22 protein-coding genes are annotated in these 22268 nt (G+C 71.6%); 9 read left to right on the top strand and 13 right to left on the bottom strand.

What is annotated here, in order from left to right:
- The first annotated feature begins 53 nt into the window (after window positions 1-53).
- The 3 genes from WME90_RS45395 to WME90_RS45385 all read left to right on the top strand — a co-directional run bounded on the left by WME90_RS45395 (window position 54) and on the right by WME90_RS45385 (window position 4101).
- A complete protein-coding gene (locus WME90_RS45395) occupies window positions 54-1256 on the top strand; it encodes an acyl-protein synthetase (RefSeq protein ID WP_437278343.1) in 1203 nt (400 codons plus the stop codon).
- Window positions 1256-2377 carry an acyl-CoA reductase gene (locus WME90_RS45390; protein WP_437283746.1) on the top strand — a complete coding sequence of 374 codons (1122 nt, stop codon included), beginning with the start codon at window positions 1256-1258 and terminating at the stop codon, window positions 2375-2377. Before WME90_RS45395 ends, WME90_RS45390 begins: the two co-directional genes overlap by 1 nt.
- Before the next feature lie 155 nt (window positions 2378-2532).
- A complete protein-coding gene (locus WME90_RS45385; protein WP_437278342.1) occupies window positions 2533-4101 on the top strand; it encodes a GAF domain-containing protein in 1569 nt (522 codons plus the stop codon).
- Window positions 4102-4128: 27 nt separating this feature from the next.
- Here the strand turns inward: WME90_RS45385 and WME90_RS45380 are convergent, their stop codons facing one another.
- On the bottom strand, window positions 4129-4251 hold the full coding sequence (locus tag WME90_RS45380; protein WP_437278341.1) for a hypothetical protein: 123 nt from the start codon (window positions 4249-4251) through the stop codon (window positions 4129-4131).
- 132 nt (window positions 4252-4383) lie between these two features.
- Here WME90_RS45380 and queD point away from each other — a divergent pair, with 132 nt between their 5' ends.
- Together queD and WME90_RS45370 are read left to right on the top strand one after the other, a co-directional pair.
- Complete coding sequence (queD, locus tag WME90_RS45375) at window positions 4384-4746, top strand: 6-carboxytetrahydropterin synthase QueD (RefSeq protein ID WP_437278340.1); 363 nt, start codon at window positions 4384-4386, stop codon at window positions 4744-4746.
- 4 nt (window positions 4747-4750) lie between these two features.
- The gene (locus WME90_RS45370) at window positions 4751-5035 is read left to right on the top strand and encodes a (2Fe-2S)-binding protein (RefSeq protein ID WP_437278339.1); all 285 of its coding nucleotides are present in this window, start codon (window positions 4751-4753) and stop codon (window positions 5033-5035) included.
- A 51-nt stretch (window positions 5036-5086) separates the two neighbouring features.
- Here WME90_RS45370 and WME90_RS45365 read toward each other — a convergent pair whose 3' ends face one another.
- Window positions 5087-5914, bottom strand: a complete 828-nt coding sequence (locus WME90_RS45365; RefSeq protein WP_437278338.1) for a class I SAM-dependent methyltransferase — start codon at window positions 5912-5914, stop codon at window positions 5087-5089.
- On the bottom strand, window positions 5914-6591 hold the full coding sequence (locus WME90_RS45360; RefSeq protein ID WP_437278337.1) for a HEAT repeat domain-containing protein: 678 nt from the start codon (window positions 6589-6591) through the stop codon (window positions 5914-5916). The genes WME90_RS45365 and WME90_RS45360 overlap by 1 nt, the downstream gene beginning before the upstream one ends.
- A 212-nt stretch (window positions 6592-6803) precedes the next feature.
- Here WME90_RS45360 and WME90_RS45355 point away from each other — a divergent pair, with 212 nt between their 5' ends.
- Entirely contained in the window at window positions 6804-7754 is a 951-nt protein-coding gene (locus WME90_RS45355; RefSeq protein WP_437278336.1) for a hypothetical protein, read from the top strand.
- Here the strand turns inward: WME90_RS45355 and WME90_RS45350 are convergent.
- Together WME90_RS45350 and WME90_RS45345 are read right to left on the bottom strand one after the other, a co-directional pair.
- A complete protein-coding gene (locus WME90_RS45350; protein WP_437278335.1) occupies window positions 7736-8428 on the bottom strand; it encodes a response regulator transcription factor in 693 nt (230 codons plus the stop codon). The two genes, WME90_RS45355 and WME90_RS45350, sit on opposite strands and share 19 nt — an antisense overlap.
- Before the next feature lie 188 nt (window positions 8429-8616).
- Window positions 8617-11025 carry a hypothetical protein gene (locus tag WME90_RS45345; RefSeq protein WP_437278334.1) on the bottom strand — a complete coding sequence of 803 codons (2409 nt, stop codon included), beginning with the start codon at window positions 11023-11025 and terminating at the stop codon, window positions 8617-8619.
- Window positions 11026-11602: 577 nt separating this feature from the next.
- On the opposite strand from WME90_RS45345, the gene mgtE reads away from it, so the two are divergent.
- The gene (gene mgtE / locus WME90_RS45340; protein ID WP_437278333.1) at window positions 11603-12988 is read left to right on the top strand and encodes a magnesium transporter; all 1386 of its coding nucleotides are present in this window, start codon (window positions 11603-11605) and stop codon (window positions 12986-12988) included.
- Window positions 12989-13177: 189 nt separating this feature from the next.
- Window positions 13178-13804 (top strand): single-stranded DNA-binding protein, encoded by a 627-nt coding sequence (locus WME90_RS45335; protein WP_437278332.1) that lies wholly within the window; start codon window positions 13178-13180, stop codon window positions 13802-13804.
- A 198-nt stretch (window positions 13805-14002) separates the two neighbouring features.
- On the opposite strand, the gene WME90_RS45330 is transcribed toward WME90_RS45335, so the two are convergent.
- The 4 genes from WME90_RS45330 to WME90_RS45315 form a co-directional block, all read right to left on the bottom strand.
- Entirely contained in the window at window positions 14003-14665 is a 663-nt protein-coding gene (locus WME90_RS45330; protein WP_437278331.1) for a hypothetical protein, read from the bottom strand.
- Window positions 14646-15011, bottom strand: coding sequence for a MerR family transcriptional regulator (locus tag WME90_RS45325; RefSeq protein WP_437283745.1), 366 nt, complete (start codon window positions 15009-15011; stop codon window positions 14646-14648). The genes WME90_RS45330 and WME90_RS45325 overlap by 20 nt, the downstream gene beginning before the upstream one ends.
- A gap of 11 nt (window positions 15012-15022) precedes the next feature.
- On the bottom strand, window positions 15023-15328 hold the full coding sequence (locus WME90_RS45320; RefSeq protein ID WP_012241218.1) for an integration host factor subunit alpha: 306 nt from the start codon (window positions 15326-15328) through the stop codon (window positions 15023-15025).
- 317 nt (window positions 15329-15645) lie between these two features.
- Complete coding sequence (locus WME90_RS45315; RefSeq protein WP_437278330.1) at window positions 15646-17211, bottom strand: glycosyltransferase family 2 protein; 1566 nt, start codon at window positions 17209-17211, stop codon at window positions 15646-15648.
- Window positions 17212-17709: 498 nt separating this feature from the next.
- Between WME90_RS45315 and WME90_RS45310 the strand changes: the two genes are divergently transcribed.
- Window positions 17710-18750 carry a hypothetical protein gene (locus tag WME90_RS45310; RefSeq protein ID WP_437278329.1) on the top strand — a complete coding sequence of 347 codons (1041 nt, stop codon included), beginning with the start codon at window positions 17710-17712 and terminating at the stop codon, window positions 18748-18750.
- A gap of 50 nt (window positions 18751-18800) precedes the next feature.
- Here WME90_RS45310 and WME90_RS45305 read toward each other — a convergent pair whose 3' ends face one another.
- The 4 genes from WME90_RS45305 to WME90_RS45290 all read right to left on the bottom strand — a co-directional run bounded on the left by WME90_RS45305 (window position 18801) and on the right by WME90_RS45290 (window position 22254).
- A complete protein-coding gene (locus WME90_RS45305; protein ID WP_437278328.1) occupies window positions 18801-19175 on the bottom strand; it encodes a response regulator in 375 nt (124 codons plus the stop codon).
- Between the two features lie 270 nt (window positions 19176-19445).
- Window positions 19446-20204, bottom strand: a complete 759-nt coding sequence (locus tag WME90_RS45300) for an ABC transporter ATP-binding protein (protein WP_437278327.1) — start codon at window positions 20202-20204, stop codon at window positions 19446-19448.
- Complete coding sequence (locus tag WME90_RS45295; RefSeq protein ID WP_437278326.1) at window positions 20201-21001, bottom strand: ABC transporter ATP-binding protein; 801 nt, start codon at window positions 20999-21001, stop codon at window positions 20201-20203. The genes WME90_RS45300 and WME90_RS45295 overlap by 4 nt, the downstream gene beginning before the upstream one ends.
- Complete coding sequence (locus WME90_RS45290; RefSeq protein WP_437278325.1) at window positions 20998-22254, bottom strand: branched-chain amino acid ABC transporter permease; 1257 nt, start codon at window positions 22252-22254, stop codon at window positions 20998-21000. The genes WME90_RS45295 and WME90_RS45290 overlap by 4 nt, the downstream gene beginning before the upstream one ends.
- Window positions 22255-22268 lie beyond the last annotated feature (14 nt).

Below are 22268 nucleotides of genomic sequence, written 5' to 3'. Positions count from 1 at the left end.
CGCCGCTCCGCGGCGGCTTCGCGCGAGCGGAGCAGGACGAGCGTGCTATCTCGGTGCCCGTGGGACCGATAGAGCAGAGCGAGGCGCTGCACCGGCGCGCGCGGGCGTTCATCGAGGCGTCGCTCCTTCCGGACGGGGGCTCGACCGGCGCCGATCGAGCAGCGGCCGCCTCTGCTCCGCAGCGCCAGAGCGAGCGCGGGACGCTCCCGGAGACCTTCGATGCGCTCGCGCTCGCGATCGCCCGGCACCAGGCCGCGCATTGCGCGCCCGTCGCCCGCCTCTTCGCGGCGCGCGGCGCGGACGTCGCGGTGATGGATCACGCGGCGCAGATCCCCGCTGTGCCGTGCGACGTGTTCCGGTTCGCGCGCGTCGCGACCCACCCGCCGGAAGCGGACGAGCGCATCTTCCGCACGAGCGGGACCTCCCTCGGCGCGGCGTCCCGTGGCGAGCACCCGTTCCGTACGACCGCCACCTACGAGCTCGCCGCGCTCGCCTGGGGGGAGCGCCTGCTGTGGCCCGACGGCGCGCGGCTCCGGGCGATCGTCCTCGCGCCGCCGCTCCACGAGGCGCCGGACTCGTCGCTCGGGTTCATGATCGACCGCTTCGCGGCGCGCCTCTCGGGGCCGGCGAGCTGGCACGTGCGCGACGGCGAGCTCGACGCCGCGGGGCTCGCCCGCGCGTGCGCCGAGGCGCGCGCCTCGGGCGAGCCGGCGATCGTGCTCGGCACGTCGTTCGCCTTCGTGCACCTGATCGAGCGCTTGCTCGAGGCGCAGCTGCCCGAGGGCGCGACGCTGCTGCCCGAAGGGAGCCGGGTCATGCAGACCGGCGGCTACAAGGGCCGCTCACGCGAGGTGCCCGCGGACGAGCTGCGGGCGTCGATCGCGCGGTCGCTGGGGGTGCCCCTCTCGCACGTGGTGGGTGAGTACGGCATGACAGAGCTCTCCAGCCAGCTCTACGAGGGCACGCTCGCGGCGGCGCTCGCGGGCGCACCGCGCGCGGCGCCAAGGCTCTACCTCGCGCCGCCCTGGACGCGCGTCACCGCGGTGGACCCCGAGACGCTCGCGCCGCTCCCCGCGGGCGCGATCGGGCTCGCGCGGATCGTCGATCTCGCGAATGTCGACTCGGCGGTCGCGATCCAGACCGCCGATCGCGTGCGCGTCACCGGCGAGGGCGTCGAGCTCCTGGGCCGCGCGTCCGGGGCGCCGCCGCGCGGCTGCTCGATCGCGATGGACCAGATGCTCGGCGGCGGACCGTGATGGACGCCGGCGCCGCGCGGCGCCTCCGGGTCGAGCGCGCGGTCGCCGCGGCGGCGCGGATCGCGGACGCGCGCGATCCGCTGGGCGAGGAGGCGCGCCGGCGGTTGCCTTCGACGAGCGGCCTTTCCCCCGAAGGCGTGGAGCTCGCGCTCGGCCGCCACCTCGAGATCACGCCGAGCGACGGCGAGCTCGGCGCGCTCGTGGCGGCCTCGGGGCGCGCGCGCAGCTGCCACGTGGTCCTGGCGGCCAACGTCTGCACGGCGCCGCTGCGGGCCATCGCCGTCGCGGCGGCGACGGCGCCGGAGGTCTTCGTGCGCCCGTCCCGCCGCGATCCCGTCGTCGCCGAGCTCCTCGTGCGCGCGCTGCAGGCCGACGACGGTTTCCGCCGCGCAGGCGGCGCGATCGCGCTCGTCGCGGACATCGCGCTCGGGGACGCCGGGACGCCGGCGGCGGGCGAGGACGTCCTCGGCGATCTGCCGCACGCCGAGCTGCACATCTACGGCTCGGACCAGACGGTGGCGACGCTGCGGGCCAAGGCCGGCCCGGGCGTGCTCGTGCGCGGGCACGGCGCCGGCCTCGGGCTCGCCGTCGTCGGCCCGGACGCGAGCCTCGCCGAGGCGGCGCAGGACATCGCCGCGGACGTCGTGCCGTTCGATCAACGCGGCTGCCTGTCGCCGCGCTTCGTGCTGGTGGAGGGCTCGACCGAGCGCGCAGCGGCGCTCGCGCGCGCCCTGCACGAGGCGCTCGAGGAGGCGGGCACGCGCGTCCCACGAGGGCCGCTCGACGGCGCCGCCCGCGAGGAGGTGACGATGTACCGGGCCACGCTCGAGGCCGTGGGCTCGTTCTGGCAAGGCCAATGGCACGGGGTCGGCCTCGATCCGGCGCCTCGATCGCTGCTGCTGCCGCCCGCGGCGCGCATCGTCCACGTCGCAGCGAGCGACGCTGAGGCCGCTCCGGCGCTGCTGGCGCCGCTCCGCGGCGCGATCACCGCGATCGGCGCGGGCGGGGGCGGGCGGCTCGCGCGCGCGGCGTCCGCAGCGGCCCCGCGCGCGCGGCTCGCGGCGCTCGGGTGGATGCAGCGCCCGCCCCTCGACGGCCCGGTCGACCTGCGGACGGCCTGATATCCCGAGCCGGCTGCCGGCTCGGGATATCAGCGCATGGGCGGACCGCAGCGAGCGCAGACAATCCGCCGCCGCGCCGTCCAGGCCGCGGCGCGATCGGGACGGTGGTGGGAGCAAGGTGCGCTCGAGCGACGGTGTGTGATAGCGATCATGGCATGTCGTCGCGCACCGATCCGAAGGCGATCCATCCGCCCACGGAGCTCGAACGGATCGCGAGCCCGTCCGCGACATCGTCCGGCGTGGAAGGCTCACGGGACAGGCTCGTCGACCGCGCGCAGGACGAGCTCTCCCCCGATCAGGGTACGTCCGTGTCGAGCGACCTGGCCGGCCGCTCGGCCCGCGTCGCGGACACCGACGACGCGGGCGCGCCGCCGTCGGTCGCCTCCCCCAGGATCCAGGTGCGCCGCGATGAGCGCCTGGATCTCGTGATCGAGTACCTGGCCTTCGTGGCGAAGCCGATGCCGCTGTCGCTCCTCCTCGACGAGGCGCCGCAGCGGATCGCCGCGATCCTCGGCGCCGACGTGGCCTCGCTGTACCTGCTCGAGGGCGACGGCGACGAGCTGGTGCTGCGCGGCAACGTCGGCTTTCCGCGCGAGGCGCGCGGCACGGTGCGGCTCTCGGTCGGGCAGGGCATCACGGGCATGGCGGTCGAGTGCCTGCGCCCGATCTCGGTCGTCCAGGCGACCGAGCACGAGCGCTACCGGGCGTTCCCCGAGCTCGGCGAAGAGCGGTTCCCGGTCTTCCTCGCGGCCCCCATCCTCGGCAGCGGCCGCCCGCTCGGCGCGCTGGTCGTCCAGCGGGCGGGGGATCGCGCCTTCACGGCGCGGGACGTCGAGCTCGTCATGGCCCTGACGGCGCCGATCGCGGCCGGCGCGCGCCACGCGCAGGTGCTCGACGAGCTGCGCGAGCGGCGGCGGCGCACGGGAGGCGGCACGCGCAAGGTCACGCTTCCGGGGTTGCCCGTCGTCGCGGGGCGCGCGCTCGGCGCCATCGCGGCCCTGCGACGACCGGCCACCTCGTCGCTCGGCGCGCGGCAGGGCAGCGGCGATCCGAAGCTCCTGCGGCTCGCGTTCGACATCGCGGAGAAGGCGCTCCTCGACCTCAACGCCCGCGCGGCGACGCGAGGGCTCGCGCAGGAAGCGGCGTTCCTCTCGACCTACCTCCTGATGATCGGCGACGGCCGCCTGCGCGCGCGCGCCTTCGAGCTCGCGGCCAGCGGGCTCAACGTCGCGCAGGCGCTCGGGACGGTCGCCCGCGAGGTGGCGCGCGCCGCCAACGGGATCGTCGGCGACCCGTTCTTGCAGGACCGCGCCCGCGACATCGAGGATCTCTGCGATGCCATCCTGATGCTGGCGACCCCGGACGCGCGGGCGCAGCTCCCGTCGAAGGCGGTCCTCGTGGGAGACCAGCTGACGGTCTTCGACCTCTTGATCTCGGCCCGGGCCCACCCGGTGGGCGTCGCGCTCAGCGACCGATCCGGGCCGCGCTCGCTCGTGCTCCTCCAGCTGCTCGGCGTACCGTCGATCGTGGACGTGGCGGGCGCGTTCCGCTGGGCATCGCCAGGTGACGTCGCGCTCCTCGACGCGGACCACGGCTTTCTGGTGATCAACCCGTCCCGGGCCGAGGTCGCGACAGTTCGCGCGGCGCGGCGCAGGGGGCCGGCGTCGCCGGAGCCGGACGACGGTGGAGAGGACGACGACGGAGAGGACGAGCCAGCGAGCTGAGCACCGGCCGGGGCCGGTGCTCGCGGCTCAGCTGCCGGACCGCGCGGCGGCGGGGTCGGCCGGCTGCGCTCCCTGGGCGCTCTGCAGCTCCTTCTTGGCGCGCCAGTTCGCCAGGCGCTTCGTATCGCGTCGCTTCTTCTTGGCTCTCACTGCGGGCTTCTGCGGCATGGCGGGGGGTATAGTCGCTCGAGCCCCTCGAGGGAACCCCGTACCTCACGCCGCCCCCGGCGAGGCCGCGGGGCGTTGACGCCCCACGCTGACCGCCCCATGACCGCTGCTCCGATGAACGTCCGTCTCGTACACGAGTTCCGCTTCGAGGCCGCCCACCGCCTTCCCAAGGTTCCGCAGGGGCACAAGTGCGCGCGCCTCCATGGTCACAGCTTCAAGGTCGAGGTCGCGATCCGCGGCCCCGTGAACGAGGAGACGGGGTGGTTCATCGATTACAGCCACCTCTACGAGGCCTGGGCTCCCCTCCACGACCTGCTCGATCATCATTATTTGAACGAGGTCCCCGGGCTGGAGAACCCGACGAGCGAGGTGCTCGCCCGGTGGATCTGGAGCCGCCTCGCGCCGTCGCTGCCGTCCTTGAACCGGGTCACCATCTTCGAGACCTGCGACGCCCGCTGCGAGTACGAGGGCGACTAGATCCATGAAGACGCTCGTCTGCCGCTGCGAGGACGTCACGCTGCACGAGCTCGAGGCCGCGATGGAGCGCGGCTACAAGGACATCGAGTCCGTCAAGCGCTACACGGGCTTCGGCACCGGCTGGTGCCAGGGCAAATGGTGCCTCGCGCTCTGCGCGCGGCTCATCGAGGAGCGCGGGGGCGACGTCCGGAAGCCGATCACCCCGCGGCCCCCGTACCACCCGGTCTCGCTCGCGGCGCTCGCCGGGCTCGACGAGCTCGGCCTCCGCGGCGGCGGGCGCGATCGCTAGCGCTGGGCGCGCTCCGCGCGGCCAGCGCCCCGACCCGCTCGTCGACCGCCGTCAGCCGAGGGGGCGCCGAGCGCTCGCGCACCCGACGTTCACGGTCAGCTCGAAGACCCCCTCCGACCAGTACTTCGAGACCGCGTGGTGCAGGTACTTGAGCATCGAGTCGACGATCTGCGGCTCGACCTCGAGCATCGCCGTCGCCTCGGGGATCACCATCAACCTCGAGATCGGATCGTCGAGGAACTCACGCCCGCTGTCGAACGACACGGCGATGAGCTGGACGTCGACCTCGACCTCGTCGAGCCCCGCGGCCTCGATCTCCTCGGCGATGGTCTCGATCGTCGGGCGGCTGACGGCGGCGGCGTCCACCGCGGCGCCGAGCTCCGAGAGGTCCTGCTTGAGCGCGCACTCCCGCGCGATGTCCGCGATCTCCGGGAACGATCCGCGCAGCGGCAGCGCGATGAGCGCCTGGCCGCCGGGGACCAGGAGCCGGCGCAGCTCGGCGAGGAGCAGCGCCCGCTCGCTCGGACGACAGACCGGGTGCAGCGTGAACGCGTGGGAGAAGCTCGCGTCCGGCAGCGGCGTCGGCAGGGCGTCGGCGAGCATGTAGCTCGCGTTCATCCCGGAGAACAGCGCGGCCTTGTCGCGCGCGAGCTCGAGCGCGGCGGCGGAGCCGTCCACGCCCACGAGCGTCGCGCCGGGCAGCTTGTCGGCCACGATCGCGTCGGGGAAGCCGCTCCGGCAGCCGAGATGGAGGATGCGCGCCGCCTCGGAGGGCAGCAGCATCTCGACCGCCAGCGAGGCGAAGAACGAGAGGTAGCGCGGGACGACCGCGTGCTCGAACAACACGGCGTCCGCCGCGCTCAGCGGCGGGCCGATCATCAGGCGACCCCGTCCCCCTCGTCGTCGTAGGGCGCGAGGAGGCTGAGCGCCTCTTCGGCGAGCTCGCCGATCGTGACCTCCGACGTCGCGTCGTCGCCGCCGTCATCCGCGAGCTCGACGGTGCGCTTGTCGCTGAGCAGCGGCTGGATGAGCGACGCGTGCGCCGGGTCGCCGATCTCGACCAGCGTCTCGATCGCCGCCGCGACCGCGTCCGGGTCCTTGTGGCTCAGGAACTGGCTGAGCAGCTTCGGCACGCCCGGCTCCGGCACCTCGGCGATGAGGTACGGCAGCTCCGGGAGCGCCGACGAGCCGACCGGCAGCCGCTTCAGCGCCCGCTCGATCGCCTGCGCGACCTCCTTGAACCGATCGTAGGCGAGCGTCTCGATCTCCTCGCCCGCCGCCTGCCGCGCCTCGGGGTGCTCTGAGGAGAGCACATCGATGAGCGCGTCGAGCGCGCGCGGACCCTCGTGCTCGCCGAGCAGCGACGCGATGCGCACCAGCCGGAGCGCCGCCTCGTCCTCGTCGTTCTCGCGCGTCGCGGCCGCGATCGCGTCCGTGAGGACGTCCAGCAGCCCGTCGCCGGGCGCAGCCGCCAGGTCGTCGTGGAGCCGGCGAGCCGTGCGCTCCGCGTCGAACAGCTTGTTTAGGGTCGTCTCGATGGCTTGACGATTTTGCACGAAGAGGAGCTATCAACAGCGCGTCGCCTCTGCAAGCCGGCAGGCAACGAGGGCGCGTTCCCCGCGAATTCCCGTCCACGGCGGGCGCGGCCGCGCGTGCCCGGCGCCGCCCGCGCCGGGGCCGCCGCGCGCAAGCGGGCCAGGACGAGCGCGCGCCGCCGCATCGCGCTCGCCCGCCGCGCACGATGCGGTAGACCGTTCGTGGCATGCGTGTGTCCGGCTCATCGCAAGCCCGCCCGGCGAGGGCGGCGGTCTCTCCCTCCCCGCTCGTGCGCGGCGCCGCGGCGTCGGCGCTCGTCCTTGCGCTCGGCGGCATCGACGATCCCGAGCCGCCGCCGCCCGCGGTCGTCCCTCCGGCAGCTGCAGCGCGCGGCGCCGCGGGCGCGGCGGCGCTCTGCGGTCCGCGCACCGTGCCCGAGGGCGCCGCCTGCGTCCCGCTGCCTGCTCCGGGCGCGCCGCTCCCCGAAGGCGGCGCGGCGGCGCTCTCTGACCCTGCCGGTGCGCGCCCCGCCGGCGCGCGTCCTGCCAGCGCGAGCGCGCGCAGCCAGGCCCACGAGCACATCCCCCGCCGCCCGGAACGTCCGGCGAGCGCCGCCGCGTACACGTTCCCGATCGGCGCGCCGGACGAGCCGCGGGGGTTCCTCCTTGTCGAGGAGGCTCCACCCGGGGCGGGCGCGCTGCCTCCTGCGGGTCCCGTCGCTGCGATCGGGGCAGCGCGGCCCGAGCCGCCGTCGTGGATCGGCGGCGTCGAGATCGCCGCGACGCGGGGCGAGCGGGTGACAGCGCTCAGGCTCGAGGGTCAGGACGGGAAGGCCGAGGTCGTCTTCGTCGGCGAGCTGTCCGGGATCACGGTGGCCACGGCGCACGACGTGCGCGAGGCGCGCGACGTGGATCGCGTGCGCAGGTACATCGTGCTCCACGGCCACCTCGATCGCCCTGGCCCGGGCGTCGTGGCGGGCGCGCGCCTCGACGCGGGCGACGTGGTCGGGTTCGCCGGCGAGACGGGCAGCCCGGGCCTCGTCCGGCTGCACCTCGAGGCGCGGCAGATCCGCGAGGGTGCGCGCACCTCCGAGCTCGATGCGAAGCGCATCACCGACGCCGCGGCGACGGTGCCGTGCGACCTGCGCAACGTGCTGCCGCTCCGTCAGGGAGCGAGCTTGTAACCGAAGCCGTAGACCGTGAGGATGTGCTCGGGTTTGTCGGGCGAGCGCTCGATCTTCTTGCGCAGCTTGACGATGAAGTTGTCGACCGTGCGGTTCGACGGCCCCGCCTCGATCCCCCAGATCTTCTGGAGGATCTCCTCGCGCGAGACCGGCTGGCCCACGCGCTCGTGCAGCAGGCGCAGGAGCTCGACCTCGTAGAACGACAGCTGATCCGAGCGCGAGCCCCGCGAGACCGTGTGGGCGGTCATGTTGATCTGCACGTTGCCGATGCTGAACACCTCGACGGGCGCCTCGGCCGGCCGCGCGGCGCGGCGGAAGAGGGCGCGCAGGCGAGCGATGAGCTCGCCCACGCTGAACGGCTTTGTCACGTAGTCGTCGGCGCCCGCGTCGAGGCCGCGGATCTTGTCGATCTCCTGGCCGCGGGCCGTCAGCATGATGATCGGCACGAACGCGTCCCAGCGCCGCAGGTCCTCGCAGACCTTGAAGCCGTTTGTGTCGGGGAGCATGAGGTCGAGCAGGATGGCGTCCGGCTTCTCCTGCCGCGCGAGCTGCACGCCGTCCTTCCCCTTCGAGGCCGACGCCACCGAGAAGCCCTCGAACTCGAGGGCGTCCGTCAGCCCCAGCACGATGTGGGGCTCGTCCTCGATGATGAGAATCTTCTTGCGTGCCACCACGACGGAGTCCGGTCTTAGCACAAAACCGGGCAGGTCCTTCCCAGCGCTCCGCCGGCCGGCTCGCCGGAGCCGCTCGGGAGCCATAAAAGCGCCACAAAAGCGCCGCGGGGCGCGATCTCGCGATCGCACCCCGCGCGCCGGGCTCAATCAGAAGTCAGCTGACGTCAGCTGACGCCCGCTGACGCCGCCTACTCGCCGGAGCAGGTGATGAACAGCGTGGCCCCTTGCTGGGCTTCGCCCTTGCCCGTGAACCGGATCTTGCGCTGCTCGGTCGACGGGCAGTCCGCAACGATGGAGGCGTCGCCGAGATGGATCGACGGATCGACGTAGCACCACCCGTGCACCGCCTGGCCACCGGACACAACGTTGTCGTCGGCGTGGGTCCTGCACTCGGAGGCAGGCTCGCCATCGTTCACGCCCTCGAGCTGCTTGATCTCGCACACGCAGTCCCAGCCGGAGGCCTTCGCGATGTCCGTGGAGAGCACCTCCTCCACCGCGGCATAGCGAGCCGCGTCCTTCGGCACCGTGGCGCGCCCCGGCATGTTCGGATCCTCGCAGTTGCACTGGCCCTGCGAGTTGCGGGCCTCGAGGATCAGGCAGGAGACCTGCTTGTTCTCGTGCGGCGTCAAGGTGCGCGGCAGGCACTGTCCGCCGAGCACCGTCTTCAGGCGGTCGATGATGGCGCCGATCGCCGGCCGGTAGCCGTAGTCGGCCGCGTTGCGGTCCTTGAGCTGGCGCGGGCACACCGAGCCGACGATGCCCTGAGGGCCGAGCTCCCGGATGAGCTGCAGCTCGCGGAGGCCCGGGTAGGCCTTCGCCTTGATCTGCGTCGTCGACCTGGGCGCCGGATCCTCCTGGCCGTTCGCGCCTTCGGGCTCGCACAGCGGGTTGTCGGTCGGCACCCCGCCCACCGATCTGCAGTCGCAGCTCTGAACGTTTCCCTCGCAGCTCTTCACCGCATCCTCGGGGAGATCGAAGATGCAAGCGTACTGGAGGTCCCCCGTGCTCCCCGTCGGGATCGTGTACTCGCGGCCGTTGATGCTGTTCCAGCCCGTCTCCTGCGGCCCGACGATCGCATCGTTGGTGATCGGGTTCGTGCCCGAGCGAGGCTTCATCGACTCGACCATGAACGGATCCTTCGGCGGCTGGTACTTCGCGGGATCGCCGAGGATGATGTCCCAGGTGCTGCCGTGCTCGCCCACCGGAGCGCTGAGCTCGTCGGCGTTCTTGAACCCACCGACCGGCTCGCCTTCCAGGTTGCGGCCGTTCAGCAGGTCGGGCTGGCCCTGCTCGTTCTGGCGCGCGATGTCCTGCCACGGCACGCCGATGATGCCCGCGAAGAAGACGAGCCCGGGATCACGGATGTTGGAGTCGCCGTCGTCCGGGTTCGCATCGCTGAAGATCGGGTTCGGAACCAGCTCGCCCTTGCGGTTCGGGATCTTCGCCTCGGTGAAGGCGCGCCGGTAGCGGTCGATCGGATAGAGGAAGTCGAAGCCGAACCGGCGCTTCTGATCCCAGCAGCGGGAGTTTACCGGGTCCTCCTCGGCGGTCAGCCTGGCGGGGTGGCCGTCCGTGCCCGTGCACGCCGGGTCGGTGTCGCAGCCATCCTGCCTCTGGCTGCACGACCTGCAGCACGTGTTGCCCGGGTCGGTGGCGCACTCGGCGCGCGGCCGCCACAGGCGGCGGCCCTGCCCGGTCTCTGCCACGAGGTAGTTCTTGCTCTCCTCGCGGATCGAGCAGTCGTTCTCGTCGGTGAGCATGATGATCGCGAGGAGGGAGCTCGGCCGCATGAACTCGGCGCGCTGCTGGATGACCATGGCATCCATGCCAGTCACGACGATGTCCTCGGTCGTCGGGTCGATGCCGATGGTCTCGTAGGGCTCCGGGTCGACGAGGAAGCGGTACACGCTCTCGAGCTGCGCCTCGAAGCCGCAGCCGGTCTGCCCCGTGCCTTTGACCATCGCGGTGAGCTGCCCGACCAGCGTCGTGTCGTTGAGATCGGCGTTCGAATCGTTGGGGCCGATGTCCGCCTCGCCGTCGCCCTCATCCGACGTCCCCGGCTCGCCGGCGAGCTTCTGATCCGGATCCCAGGCCAGGAAGCCCCTGTTGAGGTAGGTCGGGATGTCGTTTGTGGTGGCGGTCTCGCTGCTGCGCGCGAGGAGGTGCCCCATGTCCACGTTCGAGGGGCTCGTCGTCGCCAGGCACGAGCCCGACCCGTGGCCGCCGAGGCTCGAGCTGATGATGCCGATGTGGATGTCCTTGACCGGCTCGAACTCGCGCTTGAAGTCCTGCGGACAGTTCTGGTTCGGCGAGCCGACCGTGGTCGGGGGCATCTCGTTGCGTATGTGGATGCAGCGCGGGTTGACGAGACCCTGGACGAGATCGGGGATCGCGGTGGCGAGGATGTCCTGCTTGTCGGCCATCGAGCCCGAGTTGTCGATCGCCAGGAGGAGGTCGATCTTGTCGACCGAGCTCTGCGTCAGCCGCTCGACGATCGTCGACGTCGAGCGGGGCCTGTTCTCGGCGATGGGCCGGCTCAGACATCCGAAGGCGCTGCCTGTGCCCGCGACCAGCAGGCCCGCCACGGCGAACCTCACCGCGCCCCTCCACGGGCGCCTCTCACGCTCTATCCGCGTCATATTCGACTTTCCTTTCGACCACCGACTCCAGTTGCGCGGCGGTCAAGCCACCGAAAAGGCCCGCCGTCCACGGGCCCATGACCGACTTCCGCAGGCGATCCACGGCTCGACGGGAGCTCGATGCTAGGGACCCGACCGGAAGGCTGTCAATTCGACCTGCCGGCCCCGCTCGACCCCGCGGGAGGGTTCTCTAGCAAACGAGAGGCCGCCGCTGCGGTGCAGCGCCTCCATGCCCCGCCTGCCGTCGCGCCGTCAACCTGATTGCGCGATTGCCAACGCAGTAGGCGATCCCGCTCCTCCCCCTGGGTCGAGCCGCCTCCTCAACCTGGGTCGGCGAATCGAGAATTATCAATCGTCACCGTAGCGCAAGCCACATCCTCGGCGTGCTGCCGCCACCTCCCCACCGTCGCAACCGGCAACGTGGCCGCAGCACGCCCAACCTCGGTCGACGCAGGGCGCTTGGGTTGGTCGCACCCCCGGCGCCGGTGGGGTTTGCCGCTTCCCAGCAGGGCCGAGTTGTGGTCAGTGCCCGGGCATGTTGCGCGTCGCCCTCGCCATGGTCCCGGAGGTACGGCAGCTCCTTGCCGAGGAGCCGGCGCAGCTCTCCGACCTGCTGGACGAAATCCACGACGAGGACCTCGCCGACCTCATCGGCCTGCTGGACGACGCCGAAGCGGCGAAGGTCCTGATGGCGCTGAAGGCCGAGGAGGCCGCGCCCATCTTCGAGCGCCTCGACGAAGAGACCCAGGAGGCGCTCGTCGAGCAGATGGGCATCGAGAGCATCGCGCCGATCGTCTCCGAGATGGCGGCCGACGATCGCACGGACCTCATCGAGGCCCTCCCGGACCAGGTCAGCGGCACGCTGCTCTCCACGCTGGAGAAGGTCGACCCCGAGGCCGCGGCCGAGGTCGAGGAGCTCGCCAAATGGCCCGAGGACAGCGCCGGCGGCCTCATGACCACCGACTACGTGTCGGTGGGCATCCACCTCACGGTCGCCGACGTGATCGAGCGCATCCGCGCCGTCGGCGAGGACGCCGAGACCATCTACTACGTGTACATCGTCTCCGACCGAGGGCACCTCATCGGCGTCGTGTCGCTGCGCGATCTGCTGCTCGCCTCGCCGTCCGAGAGGCTCGCGGACGTGATGACCGAGAACGTCTTCGCCGTCGGCCCCGAGACCGACCAGGAAGAGGTCGCGCGGACGATGGCCAAGTACGATTTCAACGCGCTGCCCGTGCTCTCCGCGGACCGCAAGCTGCTCGGCGTCATCACCGTCGACGACGTGATGGACGTCCTCACGGAGGAGCAGTCCGAGGACATGCAGCGGCTCGGCGCGGTCGGCCCCATCGAGGACAGCTACTTCAAGACGAGCTTCTGGACGTTCATCCAGAAGCGAGCCCCGTGGCTCGCCGTGCTGTTCGTCGGCGAGTTCATGACCGGCGAGGTGCTCCGGCGTTTCGAGCACGACCTCGAGGCCGTCGCGACGCTCGCCTACTACGTGCCGCTGCTCATCTCCACGGGCGGTAACTCCGGCTCGCAGTCGTCGTCGCTCATCATCCGCGGCCTCGCCGTCGGCGACCTGCGCGTCGGCGACTGGGCGAGCGTGCTCGTCCGCGAGCTCGGCCAGGCGGTCGTGCTCGGCCTTATCCTCTCCGCCATCGGCATGCTCCGCGTCTGGCTCTGGGGCGACGGCACCGGCTTCGTCCTGACGATCGGCGTGACGCTGATGGCGATCGTCCTCATGGGCTGCACCGTCGGCGCCATGCTCCCTCTCCTGCTCCGGCGCATCGGCCTCGATCCGGCGACCAGCTCCACGCCGTTCATCGCGAGCCTCGTGGACGTCCTGGGGATCCTCCTCTACTTCACGATCGCCCGGCTCTTCCTGTCCGACCTCCTCGCGCAAGCCGGAGCGGGCAGGTGAGCGGAATCGGCAGGATCGAGCGGCGCCGCGCCGCCCGGACCGAGGGCGCCGCCGGTCTCGCCGCGCAGGCGCGCTGCGTGCTTTTCGGCGCGCCACGGCCCTTGACGCGTCGGCCCCCATGGGGGAGTGAAGCAGGCGACGTTCGTTCAGCGCAACGTGCGCGGAGCCCCTCCTAGGGAAGGAGTCACGATGGCCGAAGGCTTGAATCGCGTAATGCTGCTCGGCAACCTGGGCGCCGACCCAGAGCTCCGGTTCACCCAGGGAGGCCAGGCCGTCTTGAACCTGCGGCTCGCGACGACCGAGTCGTACCTGGACCGCGACAAGGTCCGGAAAGAACGGACGGACTGGCACAATGTCGTGATCTGGGGCAAGCGCGCCGAAGCCTTGGGCAAGATCCTCAGCAAGGGTTCCTCGATCTTCATCGAGGGCTCGCTCCGCACGTCGAGCTACGACGATCGGGATGGCAACAAGCGTTACAAGACCGAGGTGGTCGCGAACAACGTCCTGCTGACCGGCGGGGGCCGTGGTCGCGGCGCCGCCGGCGATGACGCGGGCGCGTTCGGCGCTGATCCCGGCGGTGGCTACGGCGGTGGTGGCGGTGGCGGCGGCGGCGGCGGCTACGGTGGTGGGGGCGGCAGCTACGGTGGTGGTGGGGGCGGCGGACGCCCCGCGGGAGGCGGCTACAACCGCGGCGGCGGCGGCGGCGGCGGCGGCGGTCGTCCTGCGCCGCCAGCGCAGGATCCCGGCCCCCCGCCGGACGATTTCGGCGGCGGCGGCTACGGCGGCGGCGGCAACGACGACGACATCCCGTTCTGATCGCTCCCCTGCCGGGTCGAGCCAGCGGACAGCTCCCTCTTCAATCCTGCCTTCGCGATACGCCCGCTCCCTGCCGGGCAGCGCGGCAAACCCCTCTCCGCCGCGCTGGTGCCGCGTCGCCGAGCCCCCTCGCCGGCGGCCGGGCAGCTTGGCTAGACCCCGCGCCCGCAACCAGGAACGAACTTCGGCGACGCTGCACTAGGGTCGCGGCCGCGGCCGCCGCGCCAGCAGAACGGTCACCCCCGCTGCCGCGAGCACCCCGAGCGCCGCGGTCGCCGCGCCGGGCTGCTCCGCGGCGAGGAAGATCGTCCGTACGAGCAGCCCCGGCTCAGGCGGCGCCACGAACGCGCCCTCGATCTCGGTCGCGCCGAGCAGCGCGCCGCATCGGTCGCCCGTCCCCTGCGACGGCTCCAGACAAGCCAGGCTGCAGAGCACCGCGTCGCGCTCGCTCCCGGCGAAGCCGAGCACGTGCCGCCCATGGATCACCACCGCGCCCGCTCCCGCCCGCCCCGCCCCCTCGAACGCCTGCTCGAACCGCTGCGACAGCGCGTGGATCGCCCCTGCGTCCCACCGATCGATCACCACCCCGAGGCCCCCCCGCACGAGCCCGGAAGCCCGATCGAGCACCAGCTCCTCGAGGCCGGTCACCCATTGCCGCGAGGGCGCGGTCACGCAGACGGCGCGCAGCGAGAGCCCGTCCGCCTCGACGCCCCGCAGGAGCGTCACCCTCGCCCCCGCGAGCGCCGAGACGTCGATCGCGGGCAGCGCCTCCTTCGGCACGTCGCGCGCCCCGGCCGGCAACGAGAGACGCAACCCGAGGCCCGGCGCCACGCCGTGGAGCTCAGACGCGCTCGAGCTCATCCATCAGCGCGATCACCTCGCTCCGGATCTCGACGAGGGCCGCGCGCATCCGCTGCACCTCCTCGTGGCTCGCGCCCGCGTCGGGCGCCGGCGGCTCGATGCCGCCCTCGCGCAGCTTGCGCCGCGCCCCCGCGATCGTGAAGCGGTGCGAGTAGAGCAGCTCCTTCACCTTGAGGAGCGTCTCGACGTCGCGCCGGCTGTAGACCCGCTGCCCCTTCGCCGACTTCTGCGGGCGGATCGAGCGGAACTCCGTCTCCCAGTACCGGAGCACGTGCGGCTCGACCCCCACGATGCCGGCCACCTCGCCGATCCGGTAGTACAGCTTCGCAGGAAGCTGCGGGCGCACCGCCAAGCGGTCTACTCCTCGGCCGCCGAGGCCGTCTCACGCGGGTTGAGGGCCTGCTTCAGGATCTGGCTCGCCTTGAAGTTCAGGACCCGGCGCTCCGTGATCAGGATGGGGTCGCCGGTCTGGGGGTTGCGACCCTGCCGCTGGCGCTTGTCGCGCAGCACGAAGTTGCCGAATCCGGAGATCTTGATCTTCTCCCCGCGACCCAGGGTTTCCTTCATCGTCTCGAACACGAGGTCCACCAGATCGGCAGATTCTTTCTTCGAGAACCCCCCAAGGCGGGAGTAGACCGCCTGAACGATTTCGGCTTTCGTCATGAGACCCCCATCGCCCTTGCAGAAGAGGGGACGCGCCGCAACCCCTGAAGACCGTTCAGGAAGCCGCGTGCGGTCCCCCGACCGGCCTGAGGGCAGAATGCCAGCCTGCGTCGGGGAGGTCTAGGGGGTTACGCAGGCTTCGCCCGACGTACACCAGGCGCGCTTCGTGGGGCCCCGAGCGACGCCGCGTTCGGAGCGACGCCGCGACGGCAAGACCAGCGCCCCCACGCCTCGTACCCGCGAAGTGCAGCCAGAAATCCGGCAGGCCCTCCGGCGCGACCGCAGGGGCGCTGGAGGGCCTACCGACGGCGATCCGCTCAGACGGCAAGATCGCCGAGACGGCGTTCCTTCGTTGACTGCCGGCTCCAGGCGCCGACGACAGCCGCCTCGCTCGGCTGCGCGTCGCTCCAGCCGACGACCGGCGCGCTCGAGGTCGCCTCGCGGCGGCGCCCGATCTGCTCGTGGACGACCAGGGCCGCCACGTAGAGGTAGCCGACGGCGAAGAGCACCGCGAACGGCGTGGCGAAGTAGTGCCCCGTCTCCACGGACGCGACAACGGCGCCGCACGACAGCACGGCGAGCAACACCTCCGTGATCGGCAGGTCCGTGCGCACCTTGTACCGGCCCTTGTTGTCGCCCTGCTTCGGCGTCCGGACGAACTCGCCGGACATGCTGCGGATCCCCTCGATCACGGCCTTCGACAGGTACGGCGCGAGCCCCGTCCCGAGCGCGATGAGCATCGGCAAGCGCACGACCGCGCCCCAGCGCGAGCGGCCCTGCGCCGTCTCGGCCAGCATGTAGAACGCCGCGAGCGAGCCCGTCGTCGCCGTGCAGAGCGGCAGATCGATGGCGAACATCGTCAGCGTGTCGGCCGCGGGGAACAGGACGAGCGCCGGCAGCAGGAGGACGCTCAGGAGCACGAGCAGCGGGTACGCGAAGTGCGGCGTGAGGTGGAAGAACGCCTCGAGCCGCTGCCCGCGCGAGAGCTTCGCGCTGAGCACGGTCGCCATCAGCTTGCGCGCCGTCTGCACCGTCCCCTTGGCCCAGCGGTACTGCTGCGCGCGCAGCGCCGAGATGTCCTCGGGGAGCTCCGCTGGCGAGACGACGTCCTCGCGGTAGATGAAGCGGTAGCCCGCGAGCTGCGCCCTGTACGACAGGTCGAGGTCCTCGGTCAGCGTGTCGTGCTGCCAGCCGCCGGCCTCACGGATGGCTTCCTTGCGCCACATCCCTCCGGTGCCGGAGAAGTTGAACAGGAGGCCGGAGCCGAAGCGCGCGCGGTTCTCGACGAGGTGGTGGCCGTCGAGCATGAGCGCCTGCACCTGCGTGAGGATCGAGACGTCGCGGTTCAGGTGACCCCACCGCGTCTGCACCATGCCGACCGTCGGGTCCTCGAAGTGGCCGACGATGGACCGGACGAAGCCCGGCTGCGGGATGAAGTCCGCGTCGAAGATCGCGATGAGCTCGCCCTTCGCGACCTTGAGCCCCGCGTCGAGCGCCCCCGCCTTGTAGCCGACGCGGTCCACGCGGTGCAGGTACACCGCGTCGATGCCCTGCGCGCGCAGCCGCTCGACGTGCGCCCGGACGAGGGCCTGCGTCTCGTCCGTCGAGTCGTCGAGCACCTGGATCTCTAGCTTGTCGCGCGGGTAATCCATCCTCGCGACGGCATCGAGCAGCCGCGCCGCGACCGTCGACTCGTTGAAGAGCGGGAGCTGGATCGTCACCGGCGGGAGGTCGCGATCGGTCAGGGCCGGGACCTCCTGCGCGCGAGCGATCTTCGCGCGGTTCAGGCGACAGAGGACCACGAGGTGCAGCCGGTGCAGGCCGTAGCCGCTGAGACCGAGCAACACGCCGAAGTAGAGGACACAGAGCAGCAGGGAGACCATCGGGACCACCTACCGCCAGCGGGTTGCCGAGCAGCCGTGGGATCGGGCGAGAGCGCCGATCTCCACTCCTGCAAACGCCGGCGGGCAACGAACGCGTACCATCGGCCGGATCCGAAGTTGTCAGGCACTTGTAATTCGTTGCAACTCTCTGTCACGAGAGCTGCAAAGTTGACTCGAGCCCGTGTCGCCCCGCGCGGAAAATGACAATCACCGACAATCCCGCTTCGCCTGGCCGAGCGGCGCTGCCCGCAGGTCCGTCGGGCGAACACGCGTGCGCGAGCGGCGCTCCGACGAAGAGGGTCCCCGGATACCGGCGCTCCAAGTAAGGTGTTTTTGGTAAGGCTCCTCCGAAACCACGTTCGATGAGTAAGGTGCTCACCCGCTGGGCAGATTCACAGTACCGCGCGATTTCGAGGCCTGACGAGGAGCGCCGCGCGGGCGGGGGCCCGGGGTCATCTGCGCCTGGCGCCTGCGGGGGCTCAGGGCTATCGGTTCCGGATGAGTCGCGCGCTACTTAATGAACTGAAGGCTCGCCAGATCGCGTTCCTCGAGGCGCGGCTCGTCTCCGAGGCCGCTGCGCGGGACTTCCGGGAGCGCTTGCCCGCCGGCTTCGCGGCGCTGCTGGCGACGCCGCTCGGCGAGCTCGTGGACCCGGGGGCGATCGCGCGCGCGCTCGAGGCGCTGGCGGCGGAGGAGCCGCTCCGGCGGGCGGTCCGGCCCGCGGCCGCGGCGGCGCTCGCGGCGCTCGTCGAGGCGGCGCGCGCCGAGCGGCGGAGCGCGAGGGAGCTCCTGCCGGAGGGCGCCCGCGACAAGCTCGATCGCATCCTCGAGCAGCCGAAGATCGTCCCCGAGCGGCTCGTGCGCGAGGTGCTGGAGAGCGCGGCGCTCGACGCGGTGATGCGCGACGTCCTCTACGACACGCTGATGGAGTTCTCCGAGAAGGTGAACCCGTTCTTCGCCGAGTGGGGGCTGCCGGCGCTGCTCAAGCGGGTCGCCCCCTTCGGCCTCGGCGGGGTCGGCAAGACGATGGGCTCGATGCGGGGCGAGTTCGAGCGGCGGCTCGAGCCGGAGATACGCCGGTTCTTGCAGGGCTTCTCGCGCACGGCGATGCGCCAGGTGCACGACATCCTCGTCGCCAAGGGCGACACCCCCGATTTCGTCGGCCTCCGCAAGCAGGTCGCCACGTGGGTGCTGGAGCAGGAGATCTGCGCGCTCGTCGGTCAGCTCGACGCGAAGAGCTCGGCCCTCGCCGAGGAGCTCGGCGCCGACATCGCAGCGCAGCTCATCCGGGATCGGCCCGTCCGGACGCGGACCCGCGAGGCGATCGCGGCGTTCGTGGCCGCGCACGCGGACGAGCCGCTCGGCGAGGTGCTGGGGCGCCTCGGGATCGCGCCCGTGCTGGACGTCGACGCGCTCGCGGACGCGCTCTGGCCGCTCGTGCGGAGCATGTGCGCGACCGGCCCGGTGCGCGCCTGGCTCGCGTCCGTGGTGGAGGAGTTCTTCGACGGGCAGCCGGACGGGATCGAGCCATCGGCGTGAGGCCCCGGCCCCCGCGGGGCGCGGGAGCCAGGGCCCGCGAGCGGCCGCGCTCAGCCCATGGCCGACGCGTCCGCCACCGCGGACTCGATGTACGCGAGGCCGCGCGACGGGCACGCGGGCACCGTCGGCGCGAACGCCTCCATGTCCAGGATCAGGTCGGGGCCGGCCGCGGGCGTGAGCACCACGACGGGCACGCGCGGCGACATCCGGCGGAGCTGCTCCATCTCGCTGTGGAGCTCCATCTGCTCCCGGGGAACGAGCACCATCACATGAGGACGCCAGCGGGCAAGCACGTCACGCGCATGGCCGAGCCCGCAGCACGTCTCCACCGTGTAGTCCCGGGACGAGAGGAAGTGGACGAGCGGCTGGGAGTTGCTGGCGTCGTCATCGATCACCAGAACGCGGGTCGTGCTCTCGATCTCCATGAGTATCCCCCATCAGCGACCGGATCTGACCGCCGCTGTGAAAGCCAGGTCTTCATGGCCTGGCTCACAGGGACCATACTCCATATTTGGCAAAGAGCGATATCAATCGCGCCTCAACGCATCACGCGATGCGTTGATACGCGCTTGAAACACCAGCGCTCTCCGCCTGTTTCCATCGTGATCCGCTCGTGATCCGCTCGTGTTCCGCGATGGCTCGTCCGGGCGCCGCTCGATGCGCTGCGACGCGCCTGTGCGCGCCGGCGGCCGGGATCAGCCGCCGAGATAGGCCGCGCGGATCTCTTCGTTCGCCGCGAGGTCCTTCGAATCACCGCTCATGGCGATCTGCCCAGTACGGAGTACGTAGGCTCGGGTCGAGTACTTGAGCGCTAGTCGGGTATTTTGCTCGACGAGGAGTACGGTAGTCCCTGATGCCGCGATCTTGGCGATCGACTCGAAGATGTCCGCGACGAGCCGCGGAGCGATGCCGAGCGAGGGCTCGTCGAGGAGCAGCATGGCGGGGCGCGCCATCATGGCACGGCCGATCGCGAGCATCTGCTGCTCGCCGCCGGAGAGCGTACCGCCGTGCTGGTGCATGCGCTCCCCCAGCCGGGGAAAGAGCTTCACCACGTCATCGACGGTCTCCGCCATGGTGGGACCGTGCTTGTGGCACCACGCGCCGAGCTCGAGGTTCTCGCGGACGCTGAGGTTCGAGAAGATCGCGCGGCCCTCCGGGACGAGCGAGACGCCGGCCGCGACGAGCTCCTCCGTCGAGACGGGCGCGAGGTCCTTGCCGTCGTAGCGGATGCGGCCGGCGGCGATCGGGAGCAGGCGGACGATCGTCTTCAGCGTGGTCGTCTTGCCGGCGCCGTTCGCGCCGATCATCGCGACGATCTCGCCGCGCCGCACCTCGAGGCTGACGCCCTTGAGCGCCTTGATGCCGCCGTAGCTGACCGCGAGATCCTCGATGACGAGCAGGGGGTCGCCGGGCGCCACCGAGGGGGGCTGCCGCGTCGGATGCGATGTCTTCATGCGGGCTCCTCGACCTCCGCACCGGCCGCCTCGTCGTCGATCTCCTCGCCGAGGTACGCGGCGAGGACCTTCGGGTCCCTGCGCACGACCTCCGGGGTGCCGTGCGAGATGGTCTCGCCGTGATCGAGGACGTGGATCCCCTCGCACACCCCCATCACGACCTGCATGTTGTGCTCGACCAGCACGACCGTGATGTCGAAGGTGTCGCGCAGCCAGCGGATCTGCTGCTTGAGCCCCTCGGCCTCGCCGTAGTTCATGCCCGCCGCCGGCTCGTCGAGCAGGAGCAGCTTCGGCTTGAGCATCATCGCCCGGGCGATCTCGAGGCGGCGCTGGTTTCCGTACGAGAGCGACGTCGAGATCTCGTCGGCCATGTCCTCGAGCTTGAACACCGAGAGAAGCGAGAGCGCGCGCTCGGTCATCTCCTGCTCGTCCTTGTAGAAGAACGGCGATCGGAGCAGGGCGGAGGTGAGCGTGGATTTCCGCAGGTTCTCGCAGGCCACGAGCACGTTCTCGAGCACCGTGAGCTGGCCGAAGAGCCGGATGTTCTGGAACGTGCGGGCGATGCCGAGGCGCGCGATCTGGCTCGGCCGGAGCGGCGCGAGGTCGGTCCCGCCGAAGTGGATCGAGCCCTCGTCGTGCTTGTAGACGCCGGTGATCAGGTTGAACACCGTCGTCTTGCCCGCGCCGTTCGGGCCGATGAGCCCGAAGATCGAGCGCTCGGGCACGGTGAAGGAGACGTCGCCGACGGCCCGCAGGCCGCCGAACCGCTTGGTCACGTGCTTCAGATCGAGGTTCACTCGAGCTCCCTCCCGGTCTGCTTGCCCTCGCGGCCGACGGTGATGCCGGGCGGCGGCTCGTCGGTCGGCGCGCCTGTGCCGGGCGGGGCGACCGCGTGCGCGGCGCCGGCGCCCGCCTCCACGCCGGTCACGGCGGGGACGGGCTCGGCCGGGCCCACCGGGAAGCGCTTCCTGCGCGACCAGCGCCGGCCGAAGAGCTCGCGCTCGCCGAACAGCCCCTCGGGGCGGAGGATCATCAGCCCGATGAGGATGCCCGCGTAGAGCACCATCCTGAGGGCGTTCAGGTCGAGCGCCGGGTAGGCCGCCTTCAGCGCGAGGACGCTGTCGAGGCCCTGCAGCTGCTCGATGAGCTTCACCGTGAAGGTCACGAAGACGCCGCCCAGGATCGCCCCGGAGACGCTGCCCGAGCCGCCGAGGATCACCATCGTGATGGCGTCGAACGAGTAGTTGAACGTGAACTGGTCCGGCTGGACCGTGGGGTTGCCGTCGCGCATCGAGGAGAGCAGCGCGCCGGCGATGCCGCCGCCGGCCGCGGAGATGACGAACGAGGTGACCTTGTAGCGCGTCGGATCGACGCCCACCGCGGCGGAGGCGATCTCGTCCTCGCGGAGCGCGCGCAGCGCGCGGCCCCAGCCGGAGAACTTCAGCCGCCAGGCGAGGATCGTCGAGAGCACGACGGCGCCGAAGATCCAGAACGGGCCGGCGTACTGCGGGACGCCGGTGTCGTCGGGGCCGGCGTAGCCGATCGGGCCGCCGAGCGCCCCGAGGAGCCTGCCGACCGCCCCCTGGTCGGGGCCGCCGGTCGTCGCCGTCGCGATCGTCAGGCGGAAGATCTCGGCGAACCCCAGGGTCACGATGGCGAGGTAGTCGCCGCGCAGCCGGAGGCTCGGCAGGCCGACCACGAGGCCGAACAGGGCCGCGACGACCCCGGACGCGAGCAGCGCCGCGGGCATCACGACGAACGAGTTGGCGAAGAGCGGCTCACCGCCGCCGAGCTGCTGGTGCAGGTTGCCGGCGACGACCGCCCCGGTGTACGCGCCGATCCCGACGAAGCCGGCGTGGCCGATCGAGAACTGGCCGGCCATTCCGTTGATGACGTTGAGCGACAGCGCCGCGATGACGTTGACCATCGCGAACAGGGCGAGCTGCCGCCAGGCAGCGTCCGGCAACAGGAGCTCGAAGCCGAACTCGAGGGCGACGACGACGCCGAGGAGCAGGAGCGCAGTGAGGACGCGCTGCAACGGTCGAGGCATGGCCGGCCACAGTT

Source organism: Sorangium sp. So ce375, from assembly GCF_051473855.1.
Lineage (GTDB): Bacteria > Myxococcota_A > Polyangia > Polyangiales > Polyangiaceae > Sorangium.
The sequence above is the reverse complement of the archived record's forward strand: the minus strand, read 5'-3'. Positions and strand labels throughout refer to the sequence as shown.